We start from the raw sequence: 14,529 nt of genomic DNA on the forward strand, positions 1-14,529 counted from the left end.
GCGGAGCAATCATGAGCAACACAGGATGGGCAACCGGCGCGCCCCTGGCAGCCACCCCCGACTGGGTGGACGAGCACCTGCTGCGCGGCGCCGACCGCGACGTCTGCCTCCACTTCGGCTCACCCGTGGACCGGGCCGCGCTGCGGGCGGCGGTCGCCGACCGGGAGGCCGCCCTGCGCTCGCTGGGCCTGGCCCGGGGCGGTTCGGTCGCGCTCCGGCTGCCCCCGTCCCTGGCGTACGCGGCGAACCTGCTGGCCGCGTGGCGGATCGGTGCGCAGGTCGCGCTGCTGGACCACCGGCTGACCGCGTACGAGACCGAGCGCGCCCTGGAGCGGCTGCGACCGCAGGTGCTGGTCGGCTTCACCGGTGCCCTGCCGGGCGGGCTGCGTGCCTTCTACGACGTCACCGACGTGCCCGAGGCCCGCGACGGCCGTCCCGCCGAGACCGGGCACGCCGTGGTGCAGCTCAGCTCCGGCTCCACCGGCCCGTCGAAGGTCATCGCGCGCACCGCCGAGCAGCTGGTGGCCGAGGTCGACCGGTACACCCGCATCGACGGGGTGCCGCTGCCCGGCGAGCGGGTGGTGCTGCTGGCCTCGGTGGTGCACGTGCTAGGCCTGGTCGGCGGCCTGCTCTACTGCCTGCACGCGGGCACCGAGCTGGTGCTGCCGGAGCGGCTCACCGTCGACGCGATCCTGCGCGCGGTCGAAGCCGGCGACGCGCCGACCACGCTGCTGGGCGTGCCGTTCCACACCGAGCTGCTCGCGTCGAACGCCAACCCGCCGAAGCTCCCGCAGCTCAAGCGCATGACGACCGGCGGCGAGCTGGTGCGCGCCGAGGTGGCGCAGCGCTTCACCGACCGCTACGACGTCGTGCTGGGCAACATGTACGGCATGACCGAGGTCGGCGTCATCGCGACCGACCTGTTCGGCGAGCACCGGCCCTCGCTCCTGCCCGCGCCGGGCATCACCGTGCGCGAGCAGGACGGCGAGCTGCTCGTGGCGACGCCCGCGAGCCCGTACATCGGGCTGTCCGATCCGACCCGCTGGGTGGACGGCTGGCTGCACACCAAGGACGCGGGCACGGTCGACCCGGCCACCGGGCTGATGACCGTGCTGGGCCGGCTCGACTCGCAGGTCTCGGTGGGCGGGCTCAAGGTCGACCTCACCGAGGTCGAGCACACGCTGGCCGCGCTGCCCGGCGTGGAGGGCGCGGTGGTCGTCTACGACGGCGGCATCGAGGCCTTCGCCGTGGTGCCCGATCCCGGCGCGGCCGCCGCCCTGGAGGGTGAGCTGGCCGTGCGGCTGGCGCCGTACAAGCGGCCGCGGGTGCTGCACATCGTCGAGCAGCTGCCCCGCACCGCCACGGGCAAGCTGGTCCGCGACCGGGCGGTGCTGCGCACCGCGGAGCCGAAGCCGGCGCCATGACCGCCCGGAGCGCTCACCGCTCCCGACAGACCTCCCGCCGGCCGTTCAGGGCCGGCCGGGCCGTCAACCATGGAAGGAAGTCGATATGAGTGCCGAGGTGCGCCAGTTCGTCATCAACGCCATCGCCGCGATGAACTACCCGATCGACGACGTCGACGCCGACACCCCGCTCGGCTCGGCCGGGGTGGACCTGGAGTCGCTGGCCGTCGCCGAGCTCGCGGTGCGGGTCGAGGACGCCTACGGCGTGACCTTCACCGACGAGGAGTCCGAGCAGATGGCGGCGATGACCGTCGGCGAGTTCGCCGAGGCCGTGGCACAGCGCGCCGAGCTGGCGAGCGCATAGTGACCACGCGGTCCGCGCCCGGCCGGGACGATGTCGTGGCCATGCTGGCCACGTACGGCGAGCGCGCGCCGGAGCAGGTGCGCGAGCAGATCGACTCGCTCGAGCTCGCCTGGCTGATCCACCAGGTCGAGCAGCGCTACGGCGTGGTGCTCGACCTGGACGACGACCTGCTGATGCGGATGACCTCGGTGGACGGCGCGGTCGTCGTGCTGACCGAGGCGCTGGCGGAGCGGGCCGGTGACTGAACCGCGCCCGGCCGCGGCATCCCGGCGGCACGACCGGCGTCAGGTCGTGCTCACCGGGTTGTCGGCGGTCAGCGCGTACGGCCGGGGCAACCAGGCCCTGCTCGACGGCGTCCTGGCGGGACGGCCGGCGTTCGCGCCGGTCACCCGCTTCGACGTGAGCGGCCGCCGGGTCCGGGTCGGCGCACTGCTGCCCGGCGCCCCGTCGCTGCTGGACGAGCTGCTGTCGGTGGTGGCCGACGCCTGCGCGCAGGCGGGGCTGTCCGCCACCGACCGGGAGTCGACCCGCCTGCTGCTTGCGGTGCACGGCGACCCCGACCGCCTGCGCACGACGGAGCGCACTGCCGACGGCACGGCCCGGGTGCCCGCGATGCGGCAGGCCCCGGACGACGTCGAGCGGCGCGCCGGTCACGGCACGGGCGCGTTCGCGGCGACGGTCGCCGCCAAGGCCGGGCTGGCCACGGGTCCGCGCACCTACACCAGCGCCTGTGTCGCGGCGAGCACGGCGGTCGCCGACGCGGCCGCGATGGTCGCGGCGGGCGACGCCGAGCGGCTGGTGGTGGCGGCCGGGTATCTGGTCGATCCGGACCAGTTCGCGCTGTTCGACGCCGGTCGGGCGCTGGCCGCCGACGGCGCGGTGCGGCCGTTCAGCGCCGGGCGCCAGGGGCTGCTGCTCGGTGACGGCGTGGCGGCGGTCGTGGTCGAGTCGGACGAGGCCGCACGGGTGCGCGGTGCGCAGGTGCTGGCCGCGGTGCACGGCTGGGGCCGGGCGGGCGACGGGCACCACGTGGTGCAGCCGCGGCCCGACGGCGCCGGGCTGGCCCGCGCGATCGGGGCGGCGCTGGACCGGGCCGGGTTCGCCCCGGAGGAGATCGGCTACGTCAACGCGCACGGCTCCGGCTCCGCGCAGAGCGACGCCGCGGAGGCCGCCGCGCTGCTGCGCGCACTGGGACCACATGCCCGGACGGTGCCGGTCAGCTCGACCAAGTCGCTGCACGGGCAGGCGCTGGAGGCGTCGCCGCTGCTGGAGCTGGTGACGACGGTGCTGACGCTGCGCGCGGGCCGGCTGCCGGTCAACGCGGGCTTCCTGGAGCCCGACCCCGAGTGCCCGCTGCGCCTGATCACCGGCGAGCCGCCGCAGGCGCGTCCGGCGTACGCGCTGAGCCTCAACGCCGCCTTCGGCGGCGCCAACACCGCCCTGGTGGTCGGCGTATGAGCGAGCAGACGCTGACCGCGGCGGTCCACCCCGGGCTCACCGAGCTGGCCCGCGCGAGCTGGCCGGAGTCCACCGCCGACGCCGAGCCGCCGCAGCTGTCCGGGTTCGTGCTGTCGTCGTTCAGCCCGCTCGTCGCCGAGGTCGCCAGGCGCTGCCTGACCAGGGTGTACGGGCAGCCGCCCGCCGACCCCGCGCGCGGTGGGCGTACCGCGGTGATCATCTCCTCCTGCTCGGGCGACGCGGTGACGGCGGCGGAGGTGGCGCGGGCGGTCGACGCCGGGCGGCGGCTGGGCCCGCTGCTGTTCTTCCAGGCCGTCCCCAACGCGGTGGCCGGCTACGTGGCGGCGCGGTGGGAGCTGGGCGGGCCGGTCGTCTCGCTGAGCCCCGAGGGCGGCGCCGATCCGGTCGGCGAGTCGCTGGCCGAGGGCCTCGCGCTGGCCTCGCTGCTGATCCGTGACGGGGACGCCGACGAGGCCCTGGTCATCGTGGCCGAGCAGGCCGCCGACGACGGCGGGCGCGACCGCGCGCTGGCCGTGCTCGTACGAAGCACCGAACGAACCGAGTAGAGGGAGTGCAGCGATGTCCAGCACCAACCTGCGGGCGATCCTCGCCGCCGACGCCGACCTCGGCGCCGGGAACGTCGTCACCCGGCTGCTGGCGCACGGCGCCGACCCGGCCGGACCGGGGCTGACCTTCGACGTCGACGTGGACGGCCACCCGGCCTGGGAGCCGATGACGCTGGGGCAGCTCGACGAGCGCGTCGCCGCGCGGGCGGCGTGGCTGCACCAGCGCGGCGTCGGCTGGCGCGACCCGGTCGCCGTCTACACCACCACCTCGGCCGACGTGGTGCTGAGCTTCCTCGCGCTCAACCGGATCGGCGCGATCCCGGCGCTGCTCAACGGCAACCTCAGCGGCGAGATCGCGGCGGAGTACATCCGGCGGCTGCGCGCGGTGGGCGTGCTGACCGACGCCGGGCACGCGGCGCTGCTGGAGGGTCGCGACTTCGGCTCGCGCCTGCTCGGCGACGTCGCGGAGATGGGCACCGGCGACCCGGCCCAGGCGCCCGCGGCGTACCGGCACCACCCGGACGACCCGATCTCGATCACCCACTCCTCGGGCACCACCGGCCTGCCGAAGGCGATCGTGCACTCGCACACCACGCTGTTCGCGGCCACCCGCAAGATCCGCCTGTCCGGCCCGCGGGCGCAGGGCACCGAGCGCGTGGTGTGCGCGCTGCCCGCCGCGCACACGGCCGGCATCCTGTCCATCAACCAGGCCCTGTGCAACCGTGCCGACCTGGTATTCCTGTCCTCGCAGCGGGGCGACTACGTGCTCGACGCGATCGAGCGGTTCAAGCCGACCGGCGTGTTCGGCTTCGCGGTGACCTGGGCCGACATGGCCCGCCACGACCTGAGCAAGCGCGACCTGGACTCGGTCGCCATCTGGTTCAACACCGGCGACTGCGCGCACGAGGCGCACATCCGCCCGCTGGTCGCGGTGGGCAGCCGCAACACGGTGACCCGCGAGGGCGTGACCCGGGTCAAGGGCTCGATGTTCATCGACGGCATCGGCTCCACCGAGATGGGCCACTCCGCCTTCCACATCACCCACCGGCTGGACACCGACCGCTACGACCGCTGCATCGGCCGGCCGCACGTGTTCGCCGACGTCGCCGTGCTCGACGACGAGGGCGAGCCGGTGGCGCCCGGCGTGGTCGGCCACCTGGGCCTGAAGTCGCCGACGGTGACGCTGGGCTACTGGAACGACTCGGTGACCACGTTCCGCACCCGCCAGCGCGGCTACTACCTGACCGGCGACCTCGTGTACCACGACGAGGAGGGCTACTACTACCACGTGGACCGGGCCGTGGACTCGGTCGTGCTGGACGGCGGGCAGTGGCTGCACACCTCGCTCACCGAGGAGAAGATCCTCGCCACCTGCCCGGACGTGCTCGACTGCACCGTGGTCGCGGTCCGTGAGAGCGGCCTGGTCGTCACCGACGTGCTGCTCCTGCTGCGGCCGGGCGCCGACGCCGGGACCGACCGGCGCGCGGCCGTACTGGCGGCCCTCGGCGAGCACGCCGCGCCGACGCTGCGCGCGATCAACGCGGTGCACGACGAGGACATCCCGACCGGCGCCACCGGCAAGGTGCGCAAGCTGGTGCTGCGCGAGCGGGCGCTGACGGGCGCGACGCGATGACCGGCCGCCCCGACATCGTCGTCACGGGCATCGGCCTGGTCACCCCGGTCGGGCAGGACCTGGACCAGATCTTCGACGCGCTGTGCACCGGGCGCTCCGGGATCGTCGCCACCCCCGAGGGGCATCCCGCGCAGGGGTCGCTGGAGGTGATGGGCAAGGGCCCGGACATCGACGCGGCCAGCGTGCTGCCCGGCCCGGAGTCGCGCACCCTCGACCGGTACATCGTGCACGCGCTGGTCGCCGCGGAGCGCGCGGTCGCCGACGCGGACCTGGTCATCGGGCGGGACGTGGACCCGTACCGGGCGGCGACCGTGGTGTCCGGCACCGGCGGGCTGGCCACCCTGGAGTCCCAGGTCATCACCCGTACCCAGCAGGGCCGGTTCGGGGTGAGCCCGTACCTGCTGCCGGGGATGCTGCCGAACATGGCCACCGCCCGCATCGCGATCAAGTACGACCTGCGCGGCTACAGCTCCTCCATCGGCACGGCCTGCGCCGCGGGCGCGCAGTCGATCGCCGAGGGCATGCGCATCCTGCGCAACAACGAGGCCGACGTGGTGCTGGTGGGCTGCGGGGAGGCGCCGCTGTTCCCCACCCTGGCCGACACCTTCCACAACACCCGGGCGCTGGCCCGGGGCTGGGCCAAGGACCCGGCCTCGGCGAGCCGGCCGTTCGACGCCCGGCGCAACGGGCTGGTGCTGGCCGAGGGCGCGGGCGTGCTGGTGCTGGAGCGGGCCGCCGACGCCGACGCGCGGGGCCGCCCGGCGTACGCGACGCTGCACGGCTGGGGAGCGACCACGGACGCCCACCACCCGACCACCCCGCGGCCGGACGGCGACGCGCAGGCCGAGGCCATGCGGCGGGCGCTGGCCGACGCGGGGCTCACCCCGGCCGACATCGGCTACCTGAACGCGCACGCCACCAGCACGAAGATGGGCGACGTGGCCGAGTCTGCCGCGATCGGCACGGTGTTCGGCGGGGCCATGCCGCCGGTCAGCTCGAACAAGGGCGTGACCGGGCACATGCTCGGCGCCTCCGGGGTGATCGAGGCGGCGGCGACGGTGCTGGCGCTCGGCCGCGGCACGCTGCCACCGACGGTCAACCTCGACGACCCCGATCCGGCGTGCGATCTGGACCATATTCGCGGCAAGGCTCGGCTTGATCCGATCGCTTTCGCGCTGTCCAATTCCTTCGGATTCGGCGGACACAATGTGAGCCTTGTCCTGGGTCGACCCACCACCAGACTCAGCCGTTTTGCCGAGTGAGCATTCGCCGAAAAGTTTGCGCGAGACAACATACTGTTTCAGTTAAATATTTGCCTGGTTAGGTATTGAGAGACATCAGCGGAACCCGCTAGCGTGACAGATGACGGCCTTCGCCGGAGCGGTCAGCTCCGGCGCAACGGCCGTGACGAGGGACGTCACAGGGGCACGACGGCCAATCGGATCATGGGGAGTTCATTCGGCGTGCGCGAAAACGCGCACACCGGGGCGAACCGCGATCCGTGGACCCGTTCCACGCCCCACCTGGCGGGGAGCGAGTCCTGGGCAATCAGTGCGCAACAGGACATCGACCGCCAAGGGGTAGGTAGGAATGAACATTCTCGGCATCGACCACCTGGAGTTCTACGTCGGTGACGCCCGGCAGACGGCCTACTATCTGTGCACCGCGTTCGGCTTCCGGATCTGCGGACAGGGCGGCCCGCAGACGGGCCTGGCCGGGCAGCGCTCGCTGCTGCTGCAGCACGGCGACATCCGCATCGTGCTGACCTCCGGCCTGGTCCCGGACCATCCGGCGACGCAGTACGTCGGCCGCCACGGCGACGGCGTGGCGATCATCGCCTTCGCCACCGACGACGCGGCCGGGCTCTACGAGTCGGTGGTGGCGCGCGGCGCGACGGCGCTGGCCGGGCCGGCGACGCACGAGAACGCCGCCGGGCGGGTCGTCACGGCGAGCGTCTCCGGCTTCGGCGACGTGACGCACCGGCTGGTGGAACGGCACGGCGCGGCCTGGGAGTTCCTGCCCGCAACGTTCGAGATGACCCTGCCGGAGCAGTCGTTCGAGGGCGACCTGCTGCAGGTCATCGACCACCTCGCGATCTGCGTGCCGGCCGGGGAGCTGGGCGCCACGTCGCGCTACTACCAGGACGTGTTCGGCTTCGCGGAGATCTTCGAGGAGTACATCGAGGTCGGCGGCCAGGGCATGGACTCCAAGGTGGTGCAGAGCACCTCGCGTCAGGTGACGTTCACCCTGATCGAGCCGGACCTGGCGCGCAAGCCGGGCCAGATCGACGACTTCCTGTCCTGGCACGCGGGCGCCGGGGTGCAGCACGTGGCGTTCCGCACCGACGACATCGTCACCGCCGTACGCACCTTCGCGGAGCGGGGCGTGGGCTTCCTGAGCACGCCGCAGACCTACTTCGACGCGCTGGAGCAGCGGCTGGGCAGCGTCGACCTGCCCATCGCCGAGCTGCGCAGCCTCGGGGTGCTGGTCGACACCGACCACTACGGCCAGCTCTACCAGATCTTCACGCAGTCCATGCACGTGCGCCGGACGCTGTTCCTGGAGCTGATCGAGCGGCACGGCGCGCTGACCTTCGGCAGCAGCAACATCAAGGCGCTGTACGAGGCCAAGGAGCGCGAGCTGGCCGGCCCCGCCGACGCCGAGCCCGCCCCGCGGCCCGCCGACCTGGCCACCGCGTGAGACCGGGCGACCCCCGTGCACCACAACCCCTCCACCACCCCCGCAAGGAGCGATGCGATGGCTGAGCAGTTCAATCTCACCGACGAGGAGCGCGAGCTGCTCCCGTCCGACGAGGACGTCGCGTTCTACGCCGAGCACGGCTGGTACCTGACGAAGAAGCTGTTCTCCGACGCCGAGGTCGACGAGCTGGTCGACGCGAGCGAGCGCTTCTACGCCGGGGAGCGCAGCCGTACACTGCCGCTGCGCCCGCGCCGGCTGGCGTACTGGGAGCCCGCGCACGGCGACGTGCAGCGGCACAACGACTACGTGCACTACGAGCATGACGGCCTGGCCAAGCTGCTGCGCAAGCCGCTGCTCGGCGCGGTCGCGGCACGGCTCGCGCAGGCCGACGAGATCCGGATCTTCCAGTCCACGCTGATCTTCAAGCCGCCGCGCCCGGACGAGCCGACCAACGTGGTGCCGTGGCACTTCGACCGGCACTACTGGGCCTCGTCGACCTCCGAGCGGATGCTGACCGCGTTCATCCCCTTCCACGACTGCGGCGAGGAGATGGGCACCATCACCATGGTCGACGGCAGCCACCGCTGGAAGGAGATCGGCAACAACGACTCCACCGCCAAGCACTTCGCCGAGCGGGACAAGGAGGACCTGGAGGTCCTGCTGTCGCGCAACGCGCAGTTCAACGGCGTCGAGGTGGTCAAGGTGCCGATGATCATCCCCAAGGGTCACCTGAGCTTCCACCACTGCCGCACGTACCACGGCAGCGCGGGCAACCGCAGCGACCGCCCGCGCCGCGCGATCTCCCTGCACCTGCAGGACGGCGACAACGCCTACCGGGAGTACGCGCTCAGCGACGGCACCGTCGTCGGCTACAACCACGACGAGCTCGTCCGCAAGACCCCCGACGGCCGTCCGGACTACGCCGACCCGGACTACTGCCCCGTCCTCTGGACCTCGGCCAACCGCTGAGCGATCACCGCATCTACAGGGAGGAACACATGTCGCGCTACGACTGGGGCCAGACGCACCCGGGCATCACCCGGCTCGAGGAGGCCGTCGCCGACGCCCGCACCGCCGTCGTCACGCACCCGATCTACGCCGCGCTCGACAGTCACCAGGCCATCGTGACCTTCATGGAGCACCACGTCTTCGCGGTATGGGACTTCATGTCCCTGCTGAAGTCGCTGCAGCGCAGCCTGACCAGCGTCACCGTGCCGTGGATCCCGAGCGGCTTCACCGGCAGCCGCCGCCTGATCAACGACATCGTGCTGGTCGAGGAGAGCGACGAGCTGCAGGGCGGCTTCATCAGCCACTTCGAGCTGTACGTGCAGGGCATGGACCAGGCCGGCGCGGACACCACCGTCATCAACGCCTTCATCGACCTGCTGCGCACCGGCAGCACGGTGGACTCGGCGCTGGTCGAGGCGAAGGTCAACCCGGTGTCGGCGGAGTTCGTGCGGACCACGTTCCGCTTCATCGACACGCTGCCGGTGCACTGCCAGGCCGCCTCGTTCGCGTTCGGCCGCGAGGACCTGATCCCGGACATGTTCCAGCAGGTCATCAAGGTGAACCAGGACGGCGGCAAGCTCGACACGTTCGTGGACTACCTGGCCCGGCACATCGAGGTCGACGGCGAGGAGCACACCCCGATGGCCATGCAGATGGTCACCGACCTGTGCGGCGACTCCGACGCCCGGTGGGCGGAGGCGGCGCAGACCGTCAACGCCGCGCTGGCCGCCCGCCGGCAGCTGTGGACCGGCATCCACGACGCGATCAAGGCGTGCTGACCTCTCTTTTTTTTCAGCCGCGGCTCACTTGTGGCGACCGCCGCACGTGAGCCGCGGCTGCGGCACACCGACAACCCGGCACGGAGCGCGACATGAACGAATCACCGGCCCGCCGCAAGCTGCTGGGCATCCTCTCCGGCACCTGGGTCGCCCAGGGCGTGTACGCGCTGGTCAAGCTCGGCGTGCCGGATCTGATGGCGGACGGCCCGGTGCACGTCGGGCAGCTCGCCCACGCCTGCGGCGCCGACGCGCGGGCGCTCGGCCGGCTGCTGCGGGCGCTGGCGCTGCTGGGCCTGTTCACCGAGCCCGCACCGGACACGTACGGGCTCACCTCCACCACCGAGCTGCTGCGCGCCGACGTGCCCGGCTCGGTGCGGCTCAACGCGCTGATGCAGGGCGACGAGGTGTTCCGCTCGTTCGCCGAGATCGTGCACACGCTGCGCACCGGCCGGCCCGCCTTCGAGGCGGTGTACGGCAGGCCGTTCTACGACTACCTCGGCGACAACCCCGAGGCCGCGGCGGTGTTCAACGAGTCCATGGGCGACCAGCGCCCGCCGGCCGCGCTGACCGGGTGCGACCTGGGCTGGGCGGGCACCGTGGTGGACGTCGGCGGCGGCAACGGCAGCCTGCTCATCGACGTGCTGACGCGGTTTCCGCAGCTACGCGGCGTGTTGATGGAGCTGCCCGACGCGGCGGACGCCGCGCGCGCCCGGCTGGCCGAGGCGGGCCTGGCCGAGCGCGCGGAATGCGTGGCGGGCAGCTTCTTCGACGGCGTACCCGCCGGGGGTGACGCATACGTGCTGGCGCGGGTGCTGCACAACTGGAACGACGACAACGCGGTGGCGGTGCTGCGCCGGGTGCACGCCGTGCTGCCCCCGCACGGCCGCGTCATCGTGCTGGAGGACTTCCTGCCCGAGCGCGGCGAGCCGGCACCGGGCCGCTCCGCGGCCGGGCTGGTGGACCTGCTCATGCTCGTCACCCAGGAGGGGCACGACCGCACCGGCAGCGAGTACCGCGAGCTGCTGGTCAAGGCCGGGTTCGAGGTCGTCGAGGCCCGCGCCGGCGCGCTGGAGGCGCGGGCGGCGTGAACGAGCGCGACGGGCGAAGCACGGAGCACGGGTCGGCTCTTGCCGCCGACGGGCACAGCGAGGAGGGGGCATGAGCGAGCGAACCACGGTGCACCGGAGCGGGGACGAGGAGCTCTACCGGACGATGCGGTTGGTCCGCAGGTTCGAGGAGCGGGCGATCGAGCTGGTCGGCGCGGGTGAGATCGTGGGCGGGATCCACCCGTACATCGGGCAGGAGGCGATCGCGGCGGGCGTGTGCGCGGCCCTGCGCGACGACGACGTCATCACCAGCACCCACCGCGGGCACGGGCACGTGCTGGCCAAGGGTGCCGACCCGGTGCGCATGCTGGCCGAGCTGACCGGCCGCGCCACCGGGCTCAACCAGGGCCGGGGCGGCTCGATGCACGCGGCCGACTTCGGCCGGGGCATCTACGGCGCGAACGGCATCGTCGGCGCGGGTGGGGCCATCGCGACCGGCGCGGCCTGGGCGCACCGCAACGCCGGGTCGGACCGGGTGACGGTGAGCTTCTTCGGCGACGGCGCGGTCAACCAGGGTGTGCTGCTGGAGACGTTCAACCTGGCCGCGCTGTGGCGGCTGCCGGTGCTGTTCGTCTGCGAGAACAACGGGTACGCCACCACGCTCACCGTGGCGCAGGCCGTGGCCGGGTCGATCACGGCGCGGGCGGCGGCGTTCGGCATCCCGGCGGTCACCGTGGACGGCACCGACGCCCGCGCGGTGCTGGCGGCCGCGACCGAGGCCGTCGAGCGGGGCCGGGCGGGCGGCGGCCCCAGCTTCCTGGAGTGCACGGCGTACCGCTTCGACGCGCACCACACCTGGGAGCACAAGGCCCGGGTGCGCTACCGCGCCGACGACGAGGTCGCCGCGGGCCGCTCCCGCGACCCGCTCGATGTGCAGGCGGCGCACCTGGCCGAAGGCGTCCGCGCGGCGGTCGACGCGCAGGTCGAGGCGGTGCTCGCCGAGGCGGTCGCGTTCGCGCTGGCCAGCCCGCCCCCCGATCCGGCCGGCGCGCTCGACCACCTCTACGCCACGGGCCTGCGGACACGCAACGGGATCGGACTGGTCGAGCCGGCAGCGGACCCGCTGCACCAGGCGGCGGCACACGTTCCAGCGGAGGTGCGGTGATGGCACGGCTGTCCTACCTGAAGGCCCTGCAGCGGGCGCTGGCCGACGAGATGGCGCGCGACGACACGGTGTGCGTGCTCGGCGAGGACATCGGGGTGGCCGTCAACAACGTCACCACCGGCCTGCTGGCCAGGTACGGCCCGCAGCGCGTCGTCGACACGCCACTGTCCGAGCAGGCGTTCACCAGCTTCGCCACCGGGGCCGCGCTGGCCGGGCTGCGGCCGGTCATCGAGTTCCAGATCCCGTCGCTGCTGTTCCTGGTCTTCGAGCAGATCGCCAACCAGGCGCACAAGTTCTCGCTGATGACCGGCGGGCAGGCGAGGGTGCCGGTGACCTACTTCGTGCCGGGCTCCGGCTCGCGCAGCGGCTGGGCCGGGCAGCACTCCGACCACCCGTACGGCCTGTTCGCGCACGTCGGGGTGAAGACGCTGGTGCCGGCCACGCCCGAGGACGCGTACGGGCTGTTCCTGACCGCGATCCGCGACGACGACCCGGTGGTGCTGTTCGCTCCGGCCGGGTCGCTGGGCGTACGCGCCGACGTGGACCTGGCCGCCCTCGGCCCGGTGCCGCTGGGCGTGGGCCGGGTGCACCGGGCGGGCACGGACGTCACCGTGGTCGCCGTCGGGCATCTGGTGCAGGCCGCGCTGGACGTGGCCGAGCAGCTGGCCGACCAGATCTCGGTGGAGGTGTTCGACCCGCGCACGCTGTACCCGTTCGACTGGGCCGGGCTCGCGGAGTCGGTGAACCGGACCGGGCGGCTGGTCGTGGTCGACGACTCCAACCGCATGTGCGGCATCGCCGGGGAGATCCTGGCCGTCGCGGCCGAGGAGATGCGGCTGACCGTGCCGCCCAAGCGGGTCACCCGGCCGGACGGGGCGGTGCTGCCGTTCGCCCGCGAGCTCGACCTCGCCGTGCAGCCCCAAGCGGATCAGCTGCTCACCGCGGTGCAGGAGGTCTTCAAAGCCAGCCGCTGACCTTCCCGGGAAGACGGCAGCCGCCGGGCGGGACCCCCGGCGGCTGCCGTCCTGCGGAGGAGGGCTCAGTAGACGCTCACGCCGTAGACAGAGAGCGGCTCGACGACGGGCTGGAAGTAGGTCTGGCCGCCGGTGGTGCAGTTGCCGCTGCCGCCGGAGGTCAGGCCGTAGGCGACGGTGCCGGCGAACAGCGAGCCGCCGCTGTCGCCGCCCTGGGCGCACACGTTGGTGCGGATCAGGCCGGAGACGCTGCCCTGGGCGTAGTTGACCGTCGCGTTGAGGCCGAGGACCCGGCCGCTGCGCAGGCCGGTGGTGCTGCCGCTGCGGTACACGGTCTGGTTGATCGCCGGCGTGGCGGCGCTGGTGATGTCCTGGTAGCTGCCGTTGTAGAGGTAGACCGAGCCCGGCCGCGCGATCGAGCTGTCGTAGCGCACGATGCCGTAGTCGTTGCCCGGGAAGCTGGACCCGACGCGCGGGCCGAGGTAGTTCTGGTTGTTGGGGCTGGCGTACCAGCTCGCTGAGAGGTTGGTGCAGTGCCCGGCGGTCAGGAAGAACTGCTGGCCGGCGGAGTTGCGCACGTTGAACCCGAGCGAGCAGCGCGAGCCGCCGCCGTAGATCGCCTCGCCGCCCGCGATGGTCGGGCTGAGCGTGCCCGCGACCTTCTCCACCCGCACGGCGTCGCCGAGGCGGTCGGTGACGGCCTTGAGCCGGGCCAGCTTCGCGCCGGTGACGGTGTCGTCGGCGGTCACCACGACCTGGTTGCTGATCGGGTCGGTGGACCAGGCGGTGCCGGGGATGCGGGCCAGCCGGTCGAGCTCGGCGGTGGCCGCGGCGAGCTGGGCGGAGCTGCGCGAGACCAGCTTGGCGACACCGCCCGCGGCACGCACCCGCGCGGCGGACGCGCCGTCGGTGACGGTGACGACCATCTTCCCGCTGTCGTCGAGGTAGGCGCCGGGCGAGTCGAGCTCGGTGGCGAGCGCGGCGGCGGCGTCGGGGCCCAGCGCGGGGGCGCCACCGCCGATCGGGGCGGCCTGGGCTGTCGCGGGCACCATCAGGCCGGCGGCCAGCAGGGTGGCCGCGGCGGCGCGTACGGCGACGCGGCGCAGCGGGGACCTGGTGTGGGTCACGGGTTCCTCCTCGGGGTTGTGGCATGTGGTGACATGCCGGAGGTGACCGGGTTGCCCGGTTGGGGCGTTCGGTCGTGGAACACGATGCCAAACACAGCAAGAATCTTCAATATTTAGAATGCTAAATGCATGTGCCAACTCTGCGCTGCCCGGGAACCGGGCAGGCAGCGGCCACGTCCCGCGCCGGGAGAGCGGTCGCCGGACGCACGTGCGAAGGAGCCCGGCGGGCCGGGCCGGGCGGTTGGGCCGGACCGGGCGGCTGGGCCGGACCCCGCGCCCCCCCCGGGCTGGCTCTCGGCCCGGCAG

At 73.0% G+C, this 14,529-nt stretch carries 13 protein-coding genes and 1 pseudogene; 13 read left to right on the plus strand and 1 reads right to left on the minus strand.

Translation table 11 applies throughout. From position 1 onward, the window contains the following. The first annotated feature begins 11 nt into the window (after window positions 1–11). From AB0J67_RS10130 to AB0J67_RS10190, 13 genes and pseudogenes are all read left to right on the plus strand, one after another. Window positions 12–1,424, plus strand: a complete 1,413-nt coding sequence (locus AB0J67_RS10130; protein ID WP_363479021.1) for a fatty acid--CoA ligase family protein — start codon at window positions 12–14, stop codon at window positions 1,422–1,424. An 85-nt stretch (window positions 1,425–1,509) separates the two neighbouring features. After that, window positions 1,510–1,767, plus strand: a complete 258-nt coding sequence (locus AB0J67_RS10135; RefSeq protein ID WP_363479024.1) for an acyl carrier protein — start codon at window positions 1,510–1,512, stop codon at window positions 1,765–1,767. A gap of 41 nt (window positions 1,768–1,808) precedes the next feature. Further along, window positions 1,809–2,012, plus strand: coding sequence for a hypothetical protein (locus AB0J67_RS10140; RefSeq protein ID WP_363479063.1), 204 nt, complete (start codon window positions 1,809–1,811; stop codon window positions 2,010–2,012). Next, window positions 2,005–3,225, plus strand: coding sequence for a beta-ketoacyl synthase N-terminal-like domain-containing protein (locus AB0J67_RS10145; RefSeq protein ID WP_363479027.1), 1,221 nt, complete (start codon window positions 2,005–2,007; stop codon window positions 3,223–3,225). The genes AB0J67_RS10140 and AB0J67_RS10145 overlap by 8 nt, the downstream gene beginning before the upstream one ends. Continuing rightward, complete coding sequence (locus tag AB0J67_RS10150) at window positions 3,222–3,791, plus strand: beta-ketoacyl synthase chain length factor (protein ID WP_363479030.1); 570 nt, start codon at window positions 3,222–3,224, stop codon at window positions 3,789–3,791. The genes AB0J67_RS10145 and AB0J67_RS10150 overlap by 4 nt, the downstream gene beginning before the upstream one ends. A 13-nt stretch (window positions 3,792–3,804) precedes the next feature. Continuing rightward, window positions 3,805–5,424: a class I adenylate-forming enzyme family protein gene (locus tag AB0J67_RS10155; RefSeq protein ID WP_363479033.1), complete on the plus strand. Its 1,620-nt coding sequence runs from the start codon at window positions 3,805–3,807 to the stop codon at window positions 5,422–5,424. Continuing rightward, a complete protein-coding gene (locus tag AB0J67_RS10160; RefSeq protein ID WP_363479036.1) occupies window positions 5,421–6,686 on the plus strand; it encodes a beta-ketoacyl-[acyl-carrier-protein] synthase family protein in 1,266 nt (421 codons plus the stop codon). Before AB0J67_RS10155 ends, AB0J67_RS10160 begins: the two co-directional genes overlap by 4 nt. Before the next feature lie 328 nt (window positions 6,687–7,014). Then, window positions 7,015–8,124, plus strand: coding sequence for a 4-hydroxyphenylpyruvate dioxygenase (hppD, locus tag AB0J67_RS10165; RefSeq protein ID WP_363479039.1), 1,110 nt, complete (start codon window positions 7,015–7,017; stop codon window positions 8,122–8,124). 57 nt (window positions 8,125–8,181) lie between these two features. Beyond that, the gene (locus AB0J67_RS10170) at window positions 8,182–9,093 is read left to right on the plus strand and encodes a phytanoyl-CoA dioxygenase family protein (protein ID WP_363479042.1); all 912 of its coding nucleotides are present in this window, start codon (window positions 8,182–8,184) and stop codon (window positions 9,091–9,093) included. A gap of 29 nt (window positions 9,094–9,122) precedes the next feature. Next, on the plus strand, window positions 9,123–9,911 hold the full coding sequence (locus tag AB0J67_RS10175) for a DUF3050 domain-containing protein (protein WP_363479045.1): 789 nt from the start codon (window positions 9,123–9,125) through the stop codon (window positions 9,909–9,911). Window positions 9,912–10,003: 92 nt separating this feature from the next. Continuing rightward, window positions 10,004–10,999 (plus strand): methyltransferase, encoded by a 996-nt coding sequence (locus AB0J67_RS10180; protein WP_363479048.1) that lies wholly within the window; start codon window positions 10,004–10,006, stop codon window positions 10,997–10,999. A 70-nt stretch (window positions 11,000–11,069) separates the two neighbouring features. Continuing rightward, window positions 11,070–12,035 (plus strand): annotated as a pseudogene (locus AB0J67_RS10185) (thiamine pyrophosphate-dependent dehydrogenase E1 component subunit alpha); the annotation flags it as partial. An 86-nt stretch (window positions 12,036–12,121) separates the two neighbouring features. Continuing rightward, window positions 12,122–13,096: a transketolase C-terminal domain-containing protein gene (locus AB0J67_RS10190; RefSeq protein WP_363479051.1), complete on the plus strand. Its 975-nt coding sequence runs from the start codon at window positions 12,122–12,124 to the stop codon at window positions 13,094–13,096. 65 nt (window positions 13,097–13,161) lie between these two features. Here AB0J67_RS10190 and AB0J67_RS10195 read toward each other — a convergent pair whose 3' ends face one another. Then, the gene (locus AB0J67_RS10195; RefSeq protein ID WP_363479054.1) at window positions 13,162–14,223 is read right to left on the minus strand and encodes a S1 family peptidase; all 1,062 of its coding nucleotides are present in this window, start codon (window positions 14,221–14,223) and stop codon (window positions 13,162–13,164) included. Window positions 14,224–14,529 lie beyond the last annotated feature (306 nt).

It is taken from the genome of Catellatospora sp. NPDC049609 (assembly GCF_040675365.1).
GTDB lineage: Bacteria > Actinomycetota > Actinomycetes > Mycobacteriales > Micromonosporaceae > Catellatospora.